Here is a 17653-nt window from a genome sequence, read left to right as displayed (position 1 = left end):
AGGAGACTACCCCGTGCCCAATCTCGCCCACGGCCTCGAGGCCAAGGACATCAAGGCCAAGATCGCCCTGCTGATCAGCAACCTGGTCGACATCCAGGACGAGACCGGCGAGTTCCTGCTGCGCCTGGACGACGGCCGGGTGATCGACACCAAGGGCTGGAACGACTGGGAGTGGACCCACGGCGTGGGCCTGTACGGCCTGTGGAAGCAGTACGAGATGACCGCCGACCCGCGGGCCTTCGAGATCATGACGCAGTGGTTCGCCGACCGCTTCGAGGCCGGCACCCCGACCAAGAACATCAACACCGTCTCGCCGTTCCTGACCCTGGCCTACCTCTACGAGGCGACCGGCGACCACACCTACCTGCCCTATCTGGAGACCTGGGCCGACTACGTGATGTACGAGGGCCCGCGCACCGAGGAAGGCGGCTTCCAGCACATCGTCTTCAACAGCGAGAACCCTCAGCAATTGTGGGACGACACGCTGATGATGAGCGTCCTGCCGCTGGCCAAGATCGGCCTCTTGCTAGGCCGCGACGACTTCGTCGAGGAGGCCAAGCGCCAGTTCATGGTGCACATCAAGTACCTGGCCGACCGCAAGACCGGCATGTGGTTCCACGGCTGGACCTTCGAGGGCCGGCATAACTTCGCCGACGCCCTGTGGGCGCGCGGCAACTGCTGGGTGACGATCGCCATCCCCGAATTCATCGAGCTCTTGGACCTGAAGCCCGGCGACGCCCTACGCGACTTCCTGATCGACACCCTGGAGGCCCAGATCAAGGCCCTTGCCCGCTACCAGGACGACGCCACCGGTCTCTGGCACACCCTGGTCGACGACAAGACCTCGTACCTGGAGGCCTCGGCCACGGCCGGCTTCGCCTACGGCGTGCTGAAGGCCGTGCGCAAGCGCTACGTCGGCCGCGAGTACCAGGAGCTGGGCGTCAAGGCGCTGAAAGGCGTACTAGCCAATATCGACGACAAGGGCGAGCTGCAGCAGGTGTCGTTCGGCACCCCGGTGTTCGACACCCTGCAGGGCTACAAGGATATCCCCCTGACCTCGATGCCGTACGGCCAGTCCCTGGCCATCCTGGCCCTGGGCGAGTTCCAGCGCGCCTTCATCTAGCTTCGACGGACTTGACCCGATCCGGTCTCGGGACCGGATCGGACGGGGCGACAAGACCCCCCTTCATTCGGGAATGACACGCAGATGGCGACGTCGGAACTTCGCACACCCACCTGGATCAACTACTGGGGCTGGGGTTCCGGCGACATGCTGGGGGCCGGCGCCCAGGCGGTGATCACCGGCTGGCTGGCCTATTTCTTCATCACCTTCTGCGGCCTGTCGGCGGTCGAGACCGGCCTGATCCTGGGCCTGCCGCGCCTCCTGGAGGCGATCACCTGCCCGCTGATCGGCTACATCTCCGACAACCTGCGCCACACCTGGGTCGGGCGGCGCATCGGCCGGCGCAAGATCTTCCTGATCCTGACCATCCCGCTGCTGCCCTGCTTCGCCCTGATCTTCGTCACGGGCCAGACGTTCGCCTACTACCTGACGACGTTCGTCTTCTTCGAGTTCCTCTACACGATGTTCCTGATCCCGTGGGAAACCCTCGCGGCGGAGATGACCAAGGACTACGGCAAGAAGGCCAAGTTCGCCGGGGCGCGGATGCTGATCGCCCAGAGTTCGGCGATCCTGGCCTCCTACCTGCCGACCCTGATCATCAACCATTTCGGCGGCAAGGACTCGCCCGGCACCTTCCTGATCATGGCCGCCATCTTCGGCGGGCTGTTCAGCCTGGTCGTGCTGCTGGTCGTGCTGTTCACCTGGGAGCGGCCCTACACCGAGGCCGAGAAGCTGGTCCAGCCCGAACCCATGGACTGGACCAAGGCGGCGCTGATCCCGGTCAACATGTTCCGCGACCTGTTCTCGACCCTGCGCATCAAGGCCTTCCGCCAGCATCTCAGCCTCTATCTGGGCGGCTACATCAGCCAGGACATCTTCAACACCGCCTTCCCGCTGTTCGTGGCGACGGTGATGATGGGCGCCACCCTGGTGATCTCGCAGCTGATGACCACCATGTACGTCGCCCAGCTGGTCTCGGTGATCATCGCCATCAACGTGGTCATCCGCACCGGGCCGACCGCCGCCTACCGCATGGCCATCAGCTTCGTCGGCGCGGCCCTGCTGCTGTTCCTGGCCTTCTACCTGATCCGTCCGGCGGGCTTCGCCGAGGGCCTGACGGCCATGGGCGGCAACCTGTTCGCCGCCGCCAACCCGATGGTGCTGTTCTGGCTGTTCGTGCCGATCATCCTGGCGGGCCTGGGCCGCGGCACGCTGAACTTCGTGCCCTGGAGCGTCTACAACTACCTGCCCGACATCGATGAGGCCGTGACCGGCCAGCGCCGCGAGGGCATCTTCGCCGGGGTGATGACCTTCGTGCGCAAGATCGCCCAGTCGGGGGCCATCGTCGTCACCACCTCGCTGATCGGCCTGGGCGGCTATGTCTCGGCCGACAAGGCCCATCCCGGCGTGGCCGTGGTCCAGAGCCCCGAGGCCGTGCGCGCCGTGGTGCTGGTGATGGTCGGCGGCCCGATCCTGATGATGCTGTGGGGCTTGGTCGTCTCCTGGTCGTTCCGCCTCAACGCCCGCACCCACCAGGTGCTGATCCACGAGGTCGAGCGCCTGAGGGCCGGCGAGACCCAGGCCGAGAGCGCCGAGTCCAGGGCGATCGTCGAGAACCTGACCGGTTGGCGCTTCGAGCGGCTGTGGGGACGGGGGTAGAGAACTAGAAGGTTGTCATCCCGGAAGCCTCGCAGAGGCTGTCCGGGAACAACCAGGGCAACGGAGTCCCTACCCCTGCCCCGGGACCGGCAACTGTTCCATGATCTCCACCGAGTCTCCCGGGAAGATCGTGAAGTGGGGGTGGTTCTCGAACAGCTTCGCCGCCGCCTCGTGCGACTCGGCCTGGACGACGATGTAGCCGGCGACCTTGTTGCGGATGTCGGTCACGCCGTCCTTGCCGGTCTTCTTGGTCTTGCCCACCGGACCGCCGGTCACGACGACATGGGCGGCGTTGTCGGTCATCCATCGACCCCAGGCGGCCATGCCCCTGTCGATGGTCGCCTGGTCCAGCGCGCCCGGATCCACCGGCATGTCGGAGCCCATATAGAGGGCCAGGAACGTCTTCATCGCCATTTCCTCCTCGGTTTCGGAACGCCGTTCAGGCTCGGCGACCCTAGCCCATTCAGCCCGACTTGACGCCGACAAGAAAGGCTGGTGATCGCCGCCGCCCCTCGCTAAATACTCAGACAAAACAGCTTCAAGGGGAACGGGAATGGCGGGATGGACACAGGGAGCGCGGCTGGCCCTGGCGCTGTGGACGACGACGGCCCTGGTCGCGCCGGCGGCCGCGGCGACTTCGCCGAAGCTGGACGCCCACGCCATCACCGTCGCCCGGTTCGGCAACGACGCCTCCTGGTACGAGGGCAACATCCCGCTGTTCGAATCCTCGGACCAGAAGCTTGACCAAATCTACTATTATCGCTGGAGCGTGTTCCGCGCCCACCAGCGCGACCTTGGCCCGCGCGGCTACATCACCACCGAGTTCCTCGACGACGTCGGCTGGCAGCGCGAGCCCTATGCCAGCCTCAACGACGCCACCGGCTTCCACATCCAGGAGGGCCGCTGGCTGCGCGATCGGCGCTATGCCGGCGACTATGTCGACTTCATGTACGGCCAGGGCGGCAACGACCGCCACTTCAGCGAAGCGATCACCGACGCCACCTGGGCCCGGTTCCTGGTCGACGGCGACCAGGCGGCCGCGACCCGGCACCTGGCGGTGATGAAGCACATCTACGCCCTGTGGGACGACCACTACGACTTCGACAAGAAGCTGTACTGGGTCGAGCCGCTGGCCGACGCCACCGAATACACCATCAGCTCGATCGACGCCTCGGGCGGCAAGGACGGCTTCACCGGCGGCCAGGCGTTCCGGCCCTCGATCAACAGCTACATGTACGCCAACGCCCGGGCGATCAGCCGGCTGGCGACCCTGACCGGCGACAAGGCCACGGCAGCCGACTACGCCGCCCGCGCCGCCGACCTGAAGGCCCAGGTGCAGAAGAGCCTGTGGAGCCGGGACTTCGCCCACTTCATCGACCGCTACAAGGTCAACAACGAGCACGTGAAGTACTGGGACCCGATCCGCGGCCGCGAGCTGGTCGGCTACCTGCCCTGGACCTTCGGCCTGCCCGACGACGCCCCGGCCTATGCGGCGGCCTGGAAGCACGCGATCGATCCGGACGAACTGGCGGGCCCCGCCGGCCTGCGCACGGTCGAGCCGTCCTACGAATATTACATGCGCCAGTACCGCTACATCAAGGAAACCGGCGAGCGCGAGTGCCAGTGGAACGGACCGATCTGGCCGTTCCAGACCACCCAAGTCCTGACGGGCCTGGCCAACCTGCTCAACGACTATCACCAGTCGGCGATCACTCGCGCCGACTACGCCCGGATGCTGGCCCAGTACACCCACCTGCACTTCAAGGACGGCAAGCCGGATCTGGAGGAGGACTATGATCCGGCCACCGGCAAGGCCATTGTCGGCCTGGCCCGCAGCCACCACTACAATCACTCAGGCTATGTCGACCTGGTCATCAGCGGCCTGGTCGGCCTGCGGCCGCGCGCCGACGACGTGCTGGAGATCAATCCGCTGGCGCCCGCCGACCCGGCCGATCCGCATTTCCTGAAGTATTTCAGCCTGCAGGACACGCCCTATCACGGCCATCTGGTCGGGATCGCCTGGGACGCCGACGGCTCGCGCTACGGCCGCCGCGGCCTGGTGGTGACGGTGGACGGCCGGGAGGTCGCCGCCTCGCCGACCCTCGCCAGGATCACGGTCCCGCTGGCCCGCAAGCCGGCCGCGCCGATCGCCCGCCCGGTCGACCTGGCGGTCAACCTGGTCCGCTCGGACTATCCCAAGGGCTCGGCCTCGGCGGGCGAGGATCCCAAGACCGTGCACCAGGCGCTGGACGGGCGGGTGTGGTTCTTCCCGGAAATGGCCAACGGCTGGTCGCCGGGCGCCGGCCAGGCCCCGCCGTGGTTCGCGGTCGATTTCGGCAAGCCGGTCCCGGTGCGCGCGGCCGAGCTCAGCTTCTTCGCCGACGGCCAGCACCTGGCCGCCCCGACGGCCTATCGGCTGGAGGCCTGGATCGGTGGGAAGTGGGTAGAAACCGCCAAGGTCGCCGCGCCCCTCGACAACGGCGTCGACCGCACGACCTGGAAGCCGGTCACGACCTCGAAACTGCGCGCGGTCTTCGACCTGGCGCCGGGCCAGGACATGCGGCTGGTCGAGATGAAGGTGTTTTGAACTACAGCCAAAACCCGCCGGATGAGCGGATCGAAGGGAGCCGGGGACATGCACATGTGCATGTCCCCACTCTTTTAGAGCCCTAGTTCAGATCCAGCACCACCACCGACTTGCTCGGCAGGGTGGCGGTCAGCACGTCGCCCTTGATCGAGGCGCTGGTGAAGGCCGCCGGCTTGACGGCGTTGGGCGCGTCGAAGGTGTTGTGGGCGGCCATGGTCGAGGCCGTCAGCACCCGGCCCTTGGCCGTCTTGCCGGCCACGCCCGTGAGCTTGATCGTCACGGTCGCCGACTTGTTCGGATCCACGTTGACCAGCGCCAGGTGGACCACGCCCGCCGTGTCCCGCGCCGCCGAGGCGCTGACCGCCGGGACGCTGGACTTGCCCAGCGTATAGTTCGGGCTGTTGACCTCCAGCGGCAGCGAGGTCGCGCCCTGGAACGGCTTGTAGAGGTCGTAGACCCAGTAGGTCGGGGTCAGGACCATCTTTTCCTTGTCGGTCAGGATCATCGCCTGCAGCACGTTGACCATCTGGGCGATGGCGGTCAGCCGCACCCGGTCGGCGTGCTTGTGGAAGATGTTCAGGTTCACGCCGGCCACCACCGCGTCGCGCATGGTGTTCTGCTGGTAGAGGAAGCCCGGATTGGTGCCCGGCTCGACATTGTGCCAGATGCCCCATTCATCGACATAGAGCCCGACCTTCTTCTCGGGGTCGTACTTGTCCATGATGGCGCTGTGCTTGCTGACCAGCTCTTCCATCTTCAGGGTCGAGACCATGGTGTCGGCCCACAGCTGCTCGTTGAACTCCGTCGCCGAGCCCTTGTCCTTCCAGCTGCCGGTGGGGATCGTATAGTAGTGCAGGCTCAGCGCGTTCATGTTCTTGGCCGCGCCGGCCATCAGGGTCTCGGTCCAGGCGTAGTCGTCGGCGTTGGGGCCGCTGGCCACCTTCACGGTGTCGGTCCCGGCCGGCACCCGCACGAACTCGGCGAAGTTGCGGTAGAGATTGGTGTAGTGGGCCGCCGTCATCTGGCCGCCGCAGCCCCAGTTCTCGTTGCCGACCCCGAAGAAGTCGAGCTTCCACGGCTTGTCGCGGCCGTTGGCGCGGCGCTGGTTGGCGATCGTCGACTTGGTCGGCGACACCATATACTCGACCCACTCGGCCATTTCCTGCGGCGTGCCGCTGCCGACATTGCCGGCGACATAGGTCTTGGCGCCGATCAGCTCGGCGAAGTCCATGAACTCGTTGGTGCCGAAGCTGTTGGGCTCCTCGACGCCGCCCCACATCACATTGACCTTGGTCGGGCGCTTGTCGCGCGGGCCGATCCCCTCGCGCCAGTGATAGTCGTCGGCGAAGCAGCCGCCCGGCCAGCGGACGACCGGCACGTGGATCTGCTTCAGGGCCGCGACCACGTCGTTGCGATAGCCCTTGGTGTTAGGGATCTTGCTGTCCTCGCCGACCCAGACGCCCTCGTAGATGCCCCGGCCCAGGTGCTCGGCGAACTGGCCGTAGATCTCCGGCTGGATCACCGCGCCGGGCTGGTCGGCCCGCAGGGTGGCGGTCACGGCGGTCTGGGCGACGGCGGTCCCGGCCGTCGCCAGGGCGGCGACGGCAAGGCCCGCGACGAGCGCGTGCTTCAGCGTGGTCAGCTTCACGTTATTCTCCCTAGGTCGCCGTTTTGTCGGCGCTTGTCTTCGGTGGATTGGATCAGTGGTTGTCGCGCGGCAGGCCCTTGGTCTGGGCGATGCGCTGGTACTTGACCGCCGGCTCCAGCACCGCCCCGGTCTCCATCTGGCCGACGATGGCCCGCTGGATCTCTTGCCAGGGCGTCTGGCTTTCCGGATAGGCGTAGCCGCCGGCCGCCTCGAGCGCCTTGCGCCGCGCCACAATCTCTTCGGGCGTGACCAGCACGTCCACCCGCGACTTGCGCAGGTCGACCCGCACGCGGTCGCCGGTCTTCAGCAGGGCCAGGCCGCCGCCGGCCGCCGCCTCGGGTGAGGCGTTGAGGATCGAGGGCGAGCCGGAAGTGCCCGACTGGCGCCCGTCGCCGATGCACGGCAGCTGGTGGATCCCCCGCTTGATCAGGTAGTCGGGGGCCCGCATGTTCACGACCTCGGCCGCGCCGGGATAGCCGATCGGCCCGGCCCCGCGCATGAACAGCACGCTGCGCTCGGTGATGCCCAGCGCCGGGTCGTCGATCCGGTGGTGGTAGTCCTCGGGCCCGTCGAACACCACGGCCTCGCCCTCGAAGGCGTCCGGGTCGTTCGGGTCGGACAGGTAGCGGTCGCGGAACTCGGCGGTGACCACGCTGGTCTTCATGATCGCCGAATTGAACAGGTTGCCGCGCATGACCACGAAGCCGGCGCGCTCGACCAGCGGCTTGTCGAACGGACGGATCACCGCCTCGTCCTCGATGATCGCGCCGCGGCAGGCCTCGCCGATGGTCTTGCCCGAGACGGTCAGGGCGTCCTCGCGGATCAGGCCCTGGCCCATCAGTTGGTTGACGACGGCGGGCACGCCGCCGGCGTGGTAATAGTCCTCGCCGAGATATTCGCCGGCCGGCTGCAGGTTGACCAGCAGCGGCACCTCTTCGCCATAGGTCTGCCAGTCGTCGACCGAGAGCTCGACGCCCATGTGCCGGGCCAGGCCGTTCAGGTGGATCGGGGCGTTGGTCGAGCCGCCGATCGCCGAATTGACCACGATGGCGTTCAGGAAAGCGTCGCGGGTCAGGATGTCGGACGGCTTGATGTCCTGCTCGACCAGCTCGACGATCCGCAGGCCGGTCTCGTAGGCGTTCTGCTGCCGGTCGCGGTACGGCGCGGGAATGGCGGCCGAGCCGGTCAGCGACATGCCCAGCGCCTCGGTCAGCGAGTTCATGGTCGTGGCCGTGCCCATGGTGTTGCAGTAGCCTGTCGACGGGGCCGAGCTGGCCACCAGCTTGATGAAGCCGGCGCGGTCGATCTCGCCCGCCGCCAGCATCTCGCGCGCCTTCCAGACGATGGTGCCCGAGCCGGTGCGCTGGCCCTTGTGCCAGCCGTTCAGCATCGGGCCCACCGACAGGGCGATGGCCGGGATGTTGACCGTGGCGGCGGCCATCAGGCAAGCCGGGGTGGTCTTGTCGCAGCCGATGGTCAGCACCACGCCGTCGATCGGATAGCCGTACAGGGTCTCGACCAGGCCCAGATACGACAGGTTACGGTCCAGACCCGCGGTCGGGCGCTTGCCGGTTTCCTGGATCGGGTGGACCGGGAACTCCAGGGCGATGCCGCCAGCGGTGCGGATGCCTTCACGGATCCGCTCGGCCAGCACCAGGTGGTGGCGGTTGCAGGGCGACAGGTCGCTGCCGGTCTGGGCGATGCCGATGATCGGCTTGCCCGACTGCAGTTCCTCTAGCGACAGGCCGAAGTTCAGGTAGCGCTCCAGGTACAGCGCCGTCATGTCCGCGTTGTCGGGGTTGTCGAACCAGGCGCGCGAACGAAGGGCGCGGGGCGGAACGGCGGCAGAGCTCATGACAGTCCTTGATAAGGCGGCCCTTGATCGAAGAGGGGGCCTTGGGTCGGCGACGGCGGGAGGGCTTGGCGGGACATCAGGAGGCCTGTCCGCCATCCGGGCGGAGCGATCGACACCCCACTCGGTTCACTCCTGTTCATTTGTCTGACTATACCGCTCGCAACCCCGCGTCAACGTGGGAGCTGCGCCGTGGAGGGGCGTGGGCGGGTCAGGTTTTCTAATTGAACGGATAAGGAAATCGTTCCGTGACAGTTGTCGGACGATAGGTTGCAGAGGACGGGCTGGCGGAGCCGAAAAATCGACCTGTGTCGCATCCATTCGCGCCCCGCGGTGGTCCGGCGACCACAGCCGTCGTCGCGCCCAGGCGTCTTTGGATCGTACGAACCGATGATTCTTTCGCGCCGCGACGGCGAGCGTCGAAACCCGGCGCGGGGTCTCCGCTCAGTCCTTGGGGTCGATCGCCGCCCGGGTGTCTTCCAGGGCCAGGCCGACCAGTTTTTCCATCGCCTGCCGAGCCTGGTCCGGCCGGGCGGCGGCGATGGCGTCGAACACCTTCCAGTGATCGGGCATCGGGTCGCGCGGCAGCTCGCGCTTGCGCTGCTTGAAGATCGTCGTCCAGCGCACCGCCGCGCCAATGCTGCTGGACAGGGTGAACAGCGGCGCGTTGCCGGTGGCCTCCAGCACGGTGTCGTGGAAGTCGCGGTCGGCGGCCTGGCCGGCGTCGGTGGCCAGGGTCTGGCTCTCCATCTGGATCAGCGCCTTGCGCATGCGCTCCAGCTGGCCGTCGTCGCGGCGTTCGGCGGCCAGGGCGGCGGCGGCCGGCTCGACGATCATCCGCAGTTCATACAGGCCCTTGAGGAACTCCTCGCTGGGCTCGGATTCGAAGAACCAGGCCAGGACCTCGGGGTCCAGCAGGCTCCAGCGGTTGCGCTCGGTGACGCGGGTGCCGGTCTTGGGACGGCTCTCGACCAGCCCCTTGGCGGCCAGGATACGGATCGCCTCGCGATAGGCGCTGCGCGAGACCTGCAGCTGCTCGCTGGAATCGATCTCGTTGTTGAGGATGTCGCCCGGCGCGTACTGGCCCGAGACGATGGCCACGCCAAGGGTGCGGGCGATCGAGCCGTGGATCCGGCTGTTGGTCAGCCCCTCCCGCGCGAACTCCCCGTCCCCGGCCCTGTCCTTCTTCTTCCGCACGCGCGCTTCACTCCCTGCTCCGTCGGGGACGGAGCCCCCGCCCGTCCGCCGATCCGGCGCCGCGCGACACTAGCGAGACAGTTTGTGCGCCGACAAGGGATTTCGCGGCTCGGCCGCCGATCGCGGCGTCAAATTCCGCGCTCAAAAGTACGATGATTGCCCAAACCCCGACGCGGCGCGGGTTTGCGCACGTTCCCGTGCTATCACAGCGCCCGGCGCCGCGACGAAGACCGCCGCGCCGCCGTCGATCCGGGTTTGACACCGTCAGGCAGATCGCTATTTGTCTGACTAAATAGCCAAACCCGCTGGGAGGTAACGACAGCCATGGTGCTGCGGTTCGTGCAACTGAAGGAAAAGGACGGGGCGCGAATCCTCGCGGCGGTCAACGATTCGGGCCTGGCCCGCAAGGTCGAGGTGGCCGACACCCTGCTGGCCCTGGCCCAGGCGGCCCTGGCCGCCGGCGCCACCCTGGCCGAGGCCGCCCAGGCCCATCCGCTCGGCGCCGAGGTCGATCTCGCCGCCGCCCTGGCCGAGGGCCGGGTGCTGGCCCCGATCGACCATCCCGATCCCGCCCACCTGGTGCTGACCGGCACCGGCCTGACCCACCTGGGCTCGGCCGAGGGCCGCGACAAGATGCACAAGGCCGCCCTTGCTCAGAAAGAGGGGGCCGGCGAGCAGCTGACCGATTCGATGCGGATGTTCCTGATGGGCGTCGAGGGCGGCAAGCCCGCCGCCGGCGCGGTCGGGGCCCAGCCGGAATGGTTCTACAAGGGTGACGGCTCGCACGTCGTCGGCCACGGCGCGCCCCTGATCTCGCCCGCCTTCGCCAAGGACGGCGGCGAGGAGCCCGAGATCGCCGGCGTCTACCTGATCGGCCCCGACGGAACGCCCTATCGCCTGGGCTTCTGCCTGGCCAACGAGTTCTCCGACCACGTGATCGAGCGCGGCAACTATCTGTGGCTGGCCCACTCCAAGCTGCGCCAGGCGGCCCTGGGCCCCGAGCTGCTGACCGGCGAACTGCCGGTCGACGTGCGCGGCGCCAGCAAGATCCTGCGCGACGGCCAGGTGGTCTGGGAAAAGCCCTTCCTGTCGGGCGAGGCGAACATGTCCCACACGATCGCCAATCTTGAGCACCATCACTTCAAGTACGACATCTTCCGCAAGCCGGGCGACGTGCACGTGCACTTCTTCGGCACGGCCACCCTGTCGTTCTCGGAGGGCTTCCAGACTCAGGTCGGCGACGTGTTCGAGATCAGCGCCGCCCCGTTCCTCCACCCGGTCAGCAACCCGCTGGCCCTGGCCCCAAAGGAAATTGAGGACAAGCCGGTGACGGTGCGCAGCCTGTGAGCAAGATCCGCCTCGCGCTGGTCGGCCTGGGCAAGATCGCCCGCGACCAGCACCTGCCCGCCATCGCCGCCGACGACCGGTTCGAGCTGGTCGCCATCGTCAGCCGCAACGCCGACCTCGAGGGCGTGGCCCACTTCACGACCCTGGCCGACCTGCTGGCCAGCGACGTGGCGGTCGACGCGGTGTCGCTGTGCACCCCGCCCCAGCCGCGCCACGCCCTGGCCCACCTGGCCCTGGCGGCCGGCAAGCACGTGATGCTGGAAAAGCCGCCCGGCGCGACGCTGAGCGAGGTCGAGGACCTGCGCCTGACCGCCGCCGCCCGCGGCCTGACCCTGCAGACCACCTGGCACTCGCGCTACGCCCAGGGCGTGGCGCCGGCCCGCGCCTGGCTGGCCGACAAGACCATCAAGGCCGTGCGCATCGACTGGCGCGAGGACGTCCGCGTCTGGCATCCGGGCCAGACCTGGATCTGGGAGGCCGGCGGCCTGGGCGTGTTCGACCCGGGCATCAACGCCCTGTCGATCGCCACCGCCATCCTGCCCCGGCCGTTCTTCCTGACCGGCGCGGTGCTGCACGTGCCCGAGAACTGCCAGTCGCCGATCCAGGCCGAGCTGGACTTCGTGGACGCCGCCGGCGCCCCGGTCCGGGCCGAGTTCGACTTCCTGCAGACGGGCCCGCAGAGCTGGGACATCGCGGTCGAAACCGACGCTGGCGTGTTGAAGCTGTCGCACGGCGGCGCCAAGTTGTTCATCGACGGCGACCTGCTCCATGAGGGTCCGGACGCCGAATATGCCGGCCTCTACGACGCCTTCGCGCGCCTGGTGGCCGGCGCCGTCAGCGATGTCGACGTCAGCCCGCTGCGCCACGTCGCCGACGCCTTCCTGCTGGGTCGACGGGTCGTCGCCCCGGCGTTCATCGAATAGAGCGAGACTTGCTAATGGCCGAAGCCGCCTTGCGGGCCCTGAACCCCGCCACCAACGAACACTTCGGCCCCAGCTTCCCAGAGCCCAGCGCCGCCCAGATCGAGGCGGCCCTGGCGGCCGCCGCCGCCGCGTTCGACACCTATCGCGAGACCGACCTGGAGACCCGCGCGGCCTTCCTCGAGGCGATCGCCACCGAGATCGAGGCGCTGGGCGACGACCTGATCCAGACCGCCATGGCCGAGACCGGCCTGCCCCAGGCCCGGATCACCGGCGAGCGCGGCCGCACCTGCGGTCAGTTGCGGCTGTTCGCCCAGGTCGTGCGGCGCGGCGACTGGATCGGCGCCCGGATCGACCCGGCCCTGCCCGAGCGCACGCCCCTGCCCCGCGCCGACCTGCGCCAGCGTTTCATCCCGCTGGGCCCTGTGGTGGTGTTCGGCGCCAGCAACTTCCCTCTGGCCTTCTCGACCGGCGGCGGCGACACCGCCTCGGCCCTGGCGGCCGGCTGTCCGGTGATCGTCAAGGGCCACTCGGCCCATCCCAACACCGGCGCGATGGTCGGCAGCGCGATCGACAAGGCGGTCAAGGCCGCCGGCCTGCCCGCCGGGGTGTTCGCCATCCTGATCGGCCAGCAGCGCACCCTGGGCGCCGGGCTGGTCGCCGATTCGCGCATCAAGGCCGTGGGCTTCACCGGCTCGCGGGCCGGCGGCGTGGCCTTCATGCGGATCGCCGCCGACCGCCGCGAGCCGATCCCGGTCTTCGCCGAGATGAGCAGCATCAACCCCGTGGTGCTGATGCCCGTGGCCCTGGCCGCCCGGGCCGAGGCCCTGGGGACGGCGTTCGTCGGTTCGCTGACCATGGGCGCGGGCCAGTTCTGCACCAATCCCGGCCTGGTCTTCGCGCTCGACGGCCCAGACCTGGACCGCTTCGAGGCCGCCGCCGTCGCCGCCCTGACCGCGGCCCAGCCGCAGGTCATGCTGACCCCCGGCATCTTCGGCGCCTTTGAGCAGGGCGTGAACCAACTGCTCGACCGCGACGGCGTCAAGCTGCTGGCGCGCGGCTGCGTCGGCGACGGCGTCAACCAGGCGGTCGGGGCGCTGTTCAGCGTCGACGCCGAGACCTTCCAGCGCGACGCGGTGCTGAGCCACGAGGTGTTCGGCTCGTCGTCGCTGATCGTGCGCGTCAAGGACGCCGCCCAGCTGGCCGCGGTCCTGGAAGGGCTGGAAGGCCAGCTCACCGCCACGGTGCAGATGGATCCCGCCGACGCCGAGGCCGTGCGTCCCCTGCTGCCGATCCTGGAACGCAAGGCCGGCCGGATCCTGGCCAACGGTTGGCCCACCGGCGTCGAGGTCTCGCACGCCATGGTCCATGGCGGCCCGTTCCCGGCCACCTCCGACCCGCGCGGCACCTCGGTGGGCACCCGCGCCATCGAGCGCTTCCTGCGGCCGGTCTGCTACCAGGACATCCCCGACGCCCTGCTGCCGGCCGCGCTGAAGGCCGACAACCCGCTGGGCGTGCGGCGAGCCGTGGACGGCGTGCTGTAGGCTCGCTTCTCCGGAACGCGGACAGGCATGCGCCTGTCCGCGTCGCCCTCGAGCTGACCGTCCGAGGCTCGTCCAGCGGGCCATGTCCCAGCTTCGGAATACGCGATGCCGACCCGCCGTAGCGTCCTGGCCCAGATCGTCGGCGGCGGCGCCGTCGGCGCTTCGGTTCAAGCGGCCGCCGCCAGCCTCAACGACCAAATGACCGGCGACCTGGCGCCCGTCCACGACCCCTGCATCATCCGACAGGGCGCGACCTATCACCTGTTCTGCACCAGCCAGGCCAACCAGAAGCCCGGTCTGATCCACTGGCGCACCTCGCCGGACCTGGTCGCCTGGACCCTGGTCGGCGCCGTCATGCCCGCCCTGCCCGACTGGGCCCGGCAGGCGGTTCCCGGCGCGCGCGGGGCCTGGGCGCCGGATATCAGCCTGATCAACGGCCGCTACCACCTCTATTACGCGCTCTCGACCTTCGGGAAGAACCGTTCGGCCATCGCGCTGCAGACCACCGCCACCCTGGACCGTTCGGACCCGGCCTTCGGCTGGCGCGACGAGGGCGTGGTGCTGGCCTCCGGGCCGGACGACGATTTCAACGCCATCGACCCCAACATCGTCGCCACCGCCGACGGTCGCGTCTGGATGAGCTTCGGCAGCTTCTGGTCCGGCCTGAAACTGGTCGAGATCGATCCGGCGACCGGCAAGCCCCGGGCTGGCGCGGCCCTGACCGCGATCGCCGCCCGCCCCCGCCCCGGCGCGATCGAGGCGCCCTGCATCATCGAGCGCGAGGGCTGGTTCTACCTGTTCGCCTCGTTCGACTTCTGCTGCCGGGGCGTCGACAGCACCTACTACACCGTCGTCGGCCGCTCGAAGGCGGTGGCGGGCCCCTATGTCGACCGCGACGGCAAGCCGATGATGAAGGGCGGCGGCTTGATCGTGCTGCACGCCGACCTCGACCCCGCCAGGCGCTTCAAGGGACCGGGTCACGTGGCCGTGCTGCGCGACGGCGACCGCGACGACATCGTCTACCACGCCTATGATTCCCGAAGGGGCGGCGTCCCGACCCTGCGCATCCAGCCTCTGGCCTGGACCAACGACGGTTGGCCCGTGACCGTCTAAACCCTCTATTCCACCCGGGCCTGACGCCCGCCGCAACGACCTCCGCTCTTTCCGCAGCGCTTCGATTGCACCGGCGTCAATTGTCGGACTATATGATCGCCAAGCGCCATCCAGAGCCGCTCCGATCGTTGGAACGAGGAACCCCATGAACACTTCACGCCGCAAACTGACCGGCGCCCTCCTGGCCGCCGCCGCCATCACTCTCCCGGCGGCAGCCCTCGCGGCCGACTACGCCCGGGCCCCGTTCGGCAAGACGCCCGACGGCGCGGCGGTCGAGGCCATAACCCTGACCAATGGCAAGGGCGTCAGCGCCACCGTGATCACCTATGGCGCCACCCTGCAGTCGCTGATCGCGCCGGGCCGCGACGGAACCAAGGCCGACATCGCCCTGGGCTTCAAGGACGCCGAGGCTTACGCCAAGAACGCCAGCTATTTCGGGGCTTCGGTCGGTCGATTCGCCAACCGCATCGGCAAGGGCAAGTTCACGCTGGACGGCAAGACCTACCAGCTGGCCCTGAACAACAACGGCGTCGCCGCCCTGCACGGCGGGCTCAAGGGCTTCGACAAGCAGGTCTGGAAGGTCAGCGACGTCAAGCGCGGACCGGTCGCCTCGGTCACCTTCACCTATGTCAGCCCCGACGGCGAAGAGGGCTATCCCGGAACCCTGACGGCCACGGCGACCTACGCTCTCGATGAACAAAACCAGCTGACGATCAGCTACGGCGCCACCACCGACAAGCCGACGATCGTCAACATGACCAACCACGCCCTGTTCAACGTCGCGGGCGAAGGCTCGGCCGACGGCGCGATGGGCAATGTCCTGACCCTGGCGTCCGACGGCTACACCCCGGTCGACGCCGAGCTGATCCCGACCGGCCAGATCACGCCCGTGGCCGGCACCGTGTTCGACTTCCGCAAGCCGCGCGTGGTGAGCGAGCGCGTCCGCGACGCCCGCGACCCGCAGATCGTGGTCGGCCGCGGCTACGACCACAACATGGTGCTGACCGGCAAGGCCGGCGGCGCCCCGCGCCTGGCCGCGCGCCTGGCCGATCCCAAGAGCGGCCGGGTCCTGGAGATCCTCAGCGACCAGCCGGGCATCCAGTTCTACACCGGCAACTTCATCGACGGCACCACGGTGGGCAAGAGCGGCAAGATCTATCGCCAGGGCGACGGCATCGCCCTGGAGCCGCAGCACTTCCCCGACGCCCCCAACAAGCCGGCCTTCGCGTCGGTGCGGCTGGACCCGGGTCAGAAGTACAGCAACGTCATGGTGTTCAAGCTGACCACCGACAAGAAGTAGTCCGGCCTTGCCGGACGGCGGAGAAGTCTGCTCCCATCAGCGCATGGCGACAGACTTCTCCATCCGCCCCGTCCGCGCCGCCGACGACCTGGCCGCCGTCGTCGCGTTGTTCCAGGCCTATGTCGCCACGCTGGACGTCGACCTGGGCTACCAGGATTTCAGCGGCGAACTGGCCGGCCTGCCCGGCAAGTACGCGCCGCCCCGGGGCGAACTGCTGCTGGCCCGCGACGCCGCCGGCCAGCCACTGGGCTGCGTGGGCCTGCGCCCGATTTCACCCGACGGCTGCTGCGAGATGAAGCGCCTCTACCTGCTGCCGGCCGCGCGCGGGCTGGGCCTGGGCAAGGCCATGACCGAGGCTGTGATCGAGGCCGCGCGAAGCCTCGGCTACAGCGAGCTGCGGCTGGACACCCTGCCCAGCATGACCACGGCCTTGCGGCTCTACGACCTCATGGGCTTCGAACGCACCGGTCCCTATTACGCGCCGACGCCGGACGGCACGGTGTTCATGCGGCTGAAGCTTCAGGCGGCTTAACGCTTGGAGACGTTCAGCGCCACGGCGGCGCGGATCAGCGCCTTGAACGCGGCCTCGTCGATCGCCTCGCCCTGGCGGAAGTCGATCGCCCGCCGCGTGGCGCCCTCCAGGCTGGAGTTGAACAGGCCGGAGGGGTCCTCCATCGACGCGCCCATGGGAAAGGTCGTCTTCACGGCGGCCTTGTAGGTCTCGCCGGTACAGACGATCCCGTCGTGCGACCACACCGGTACGCCCCATTTCCACGCCTCGACCACGTCGGGGTCGGCCTCGTGGATCAGCTTTCGGATCCTGGCCAGGGTCTCGCCGCGCCAGTCGTCCAGCGCCGCGATCGCCTTGTCGATCAGCTCGGACGGCGGGCCTTCCACCGGGCCGCCCATCTTCTTCATGGTCTTCACCTCGTACTGGCGGCCCGCGGGCGTTCGCCGGGCGATTGGCGAGTCGCGCCCGACAGCGGCGTCGGTTCGGACGCCGCCTCGACCACGGCCTTTCTAGCCTCCCGCCCGTCGCGCGCTCCGCCCCTTGGCGACATAGGGCAGCACGAACATATACAGGCCGCTGGCCAGCAGCAGGATCAGCGGGACCAGGGCGAACAGCCCGACCCAGGCCGGGGGCTGTCCCTTGGTCATGACGACCATGTAGCCGACGACGCCGGCCGTGAAGAGGATCGACAGCCAGCGATGGGTCTGTCGGATGATCTTGCTCAAGGGTATTTCCTTTGATGGTGGGTGCGACGGATCGGGCGTCGGATCAATATTCATTCTCCGGAAGCGAAAACCTCGTCCTTCGACAAGCTCAGGATGAGGCTTTCGACTGCCAAGGCTGCACCATGGT

At 68.4% G+C, this 17653-nt stretch carries 15 protein-coding genes; 9 read left to right on the top strand and 6 right to left on the bottom strand.

What is annotated here, in order from left to right:
* The first annotated feature begins 13 nt into the window (after positions 1 to 13).
* Complete coding sequence (gene bglB / locus ACSQ2G_RS21655; RefSeq protein WP_436034444.1) at positions 14 to 1123, top strand: beta-galactosidase BglB; 1110 nt, start codon at positions 14 to 16, stop codon at positions 1121 to 1123.
* Between the two features lie 84 nt (positions 1124 to 1207).
* Complete coding sequence (locus ACSQ2G_RS21650) at positions 1208 to 2782, top strand: MFS transporter (protein WP_436034442.1); 1575 nt, start codon at positions 1208 to 1210, stop codon at positions 2780 to 2782.
* A 69-nt stretch (positions 2783 to 2851) separates the two neighbouring features.
* On the opposite strand, the gene ACSQ2G_RS21645 is transcribed toward ACSQ2G_RS21650, so the two are convergent.
* A complete protein-coding gene (locus ACSQ2G_RS21645) occupies positions 2852 to 3190 on the bottom strand; it encodes a hypothetical protein (protein WP_436034440.1) in 339 nt (112 codons plus the stop codon).
* A 145-nt stretch (positions 3191 to 3335) separates the two neighbouring features.
* On the opposite strand from ACSQ2G_RS21645, the gene ACSQ2G_RS21640 reads away from it, so the two are divergent.
* Entirely contained in the window at positions 3336 to 5369 is a 2034-nt protein-coding gene (locus ACSQ2G_RS21640; RefSeq protein WP_436034438.1) for a discoidin domain-containing protein, read from the top strand.
* A gap of 82 nt (positions 5370 to 5451) precedes the next feature.
* Here the strand turns inward: ACSQ2G_RS21640 and ACSQ2G_RS21635 are convergent, their stop codons facing one another.
* The 3 genes from ACSQ2G_RS21635 to ACSQ2G_RS21625 all read right to left on the bottom strand — a co-directional run bounded on the left by ACSQ2G_RS21635 (position 5452) and on the right by ACSQ2G_RS21625 (position 10015).
* The gene (locus ACSQ2G_RS21635; RefSeq protein ID WP_436034436.1) at positions 5452 to 7017 is read right to left on the bottom strand and encodes an alpha-N-arabinofuranosidase; all 1566 of its coding nucleotides are present in this window, start codon (positions 7015 to 7017) and stop codon (positions 5452 to 5454) included.
* A 52-nt stretch (positions 7018 to 7069) separates the two neighbouring features.
* A complete protein-coding gene (locus ACSQ2G_RS21630; protein ID WP_436034434.1) occupies positions 7070 to 8872 on the bottom strand; it encodes an IlvD/Edd family dehydratase in 1803 nt (600 codons plus the stop codon).
* Positions 8873 to 9313: 441 nt separating this feature from the next.
* A complete protein-coding gene (locus tag ACSQ2G_RS21625; protein ID WP_404979958.1) occupies positions 9314 to 10015 on the bottom strand; it encodes a FadR/GntR family transcriptional regulator in 702 nt (233 codons plus the stop codon).
* Between the two features lie 375 nt (positions 10016 to 10390).
* On the opposite strand from ACSQ2G_RS21625, the gene araD1 reads away from it, so the two are divergent.
* From araD1 to ACSQ2G_RS21595, 6 genes are all read left to right on the top strand, one after another.
* Positions 10391 to 11413 carry an AraD1 family protein gene (gene araD1, locus ACSQ2G_RS21620; RefSeq protein WP_436034432.1) on the top strand — a complete coding sequence of 341 codons (1023 nt, stop codon included), beginning with the start codon at positions 10391 to 10393 and terminating at the stop codon, positions 11411 to 11413.
* Entirely contained in the window at positions 11410 to 12336 is a 927-nt protein-coding gene (locus ACSQ2G_RS21615) for a Gfo/Idh/MocA family protein (RefSeq protein WP_310084105.1), read from the top strand. The genes araD1 and ACSQ2G_RS21615 overlap by 4 nt, the downstream gene beginning before the upstream one ends.
* A gap of 14 nt (positions 12337 to 12350) precedes the next feature.
* A complete protein-coding gene (locus ACSQ2G_RS21610) occupies positions 12351 to 13877 on the top strand; it encodes an aldehyde dehydrogenase (NADP(+)) (RefSeq protein ID WP_436034430.1) in 1527 nt (508 codons plus the stop codon).
* Positions 13878 to 13982: 105 nt separating this feature from the next.
* Entirely contained in the window at positions 13983 to 14990 is a 1008-nt protein-coding gene (locus ACSQ2G_RS21605) for an arabinan endo-1,5-alpha-L-arabinosidase (RefSeq protein ID WP_436034428.1), read from the top strand.
* Between the two features lie 145 nt (positions 14991 to 15135).
* Complete coding sequence (locus tag ACSQ2G_RS21600) at positions 15136 to 16290, top strand: aldose epimerase family protein (protein WP_436034426.1); 1155 nt, start codon at positions 15136 to 15138, stop codon at positions 16288 to 16290.
* Positions 16291 to 16333: 43 nt separating this feature from the next.
* Positions 16334 to 16822, top strand: a complete 489-nt coding sequence (locus ACSQ2G_RS21595; protein WP_436034424.1) for a GNAT family N-acetyltransferase — start codon at positions 16334 to 16336, stop codon at positions 16820 to 16822.
* Here ACSQ2G_RS21595 and ACSQ2G_RS21590 read toward each other — a convergent pair.
* Complete coding sequence (locus ACSQ2G_RS21590; RefSeq protein WP_436034422.1) at positions 16819 to 17208, bottom strand: DUF1801 domain-containing protein; 390 nt, start codon at positions 17206 to 17208, stop codon at positions 16819 to 16821. The genes ACSQ2G_RS21595 and ACSQ2G_RS21590 overlap by 4 nt on opposite strands.
* A 102-nt stretch (positions 17209 to 17310) precedes the next feature.
* Entirely contained in the window at positions 17311 to 17526 is a 216-nt protein-coding gene (locus tag ACSQ2G_RS21585; protein WP_436034420.1) for a hypothetical protein, read from the bottom strand.
* Positions 17527 to 17653 lie beyond the last annotated feature (127 nt).

The organism is Caulobacter sp. LjRoot300, from assembly GCF_964253875.1.
In the GTDB taxonomy this organism is placed as follows: Bacteria; Pseudomonadota; Alphaproteobacteria; order Caulobacterales; family Caulobacteraceae; genus Caulobacter.
This window is presented reverse-complemented; position numbering and strand designations above follow the sequence as displayed.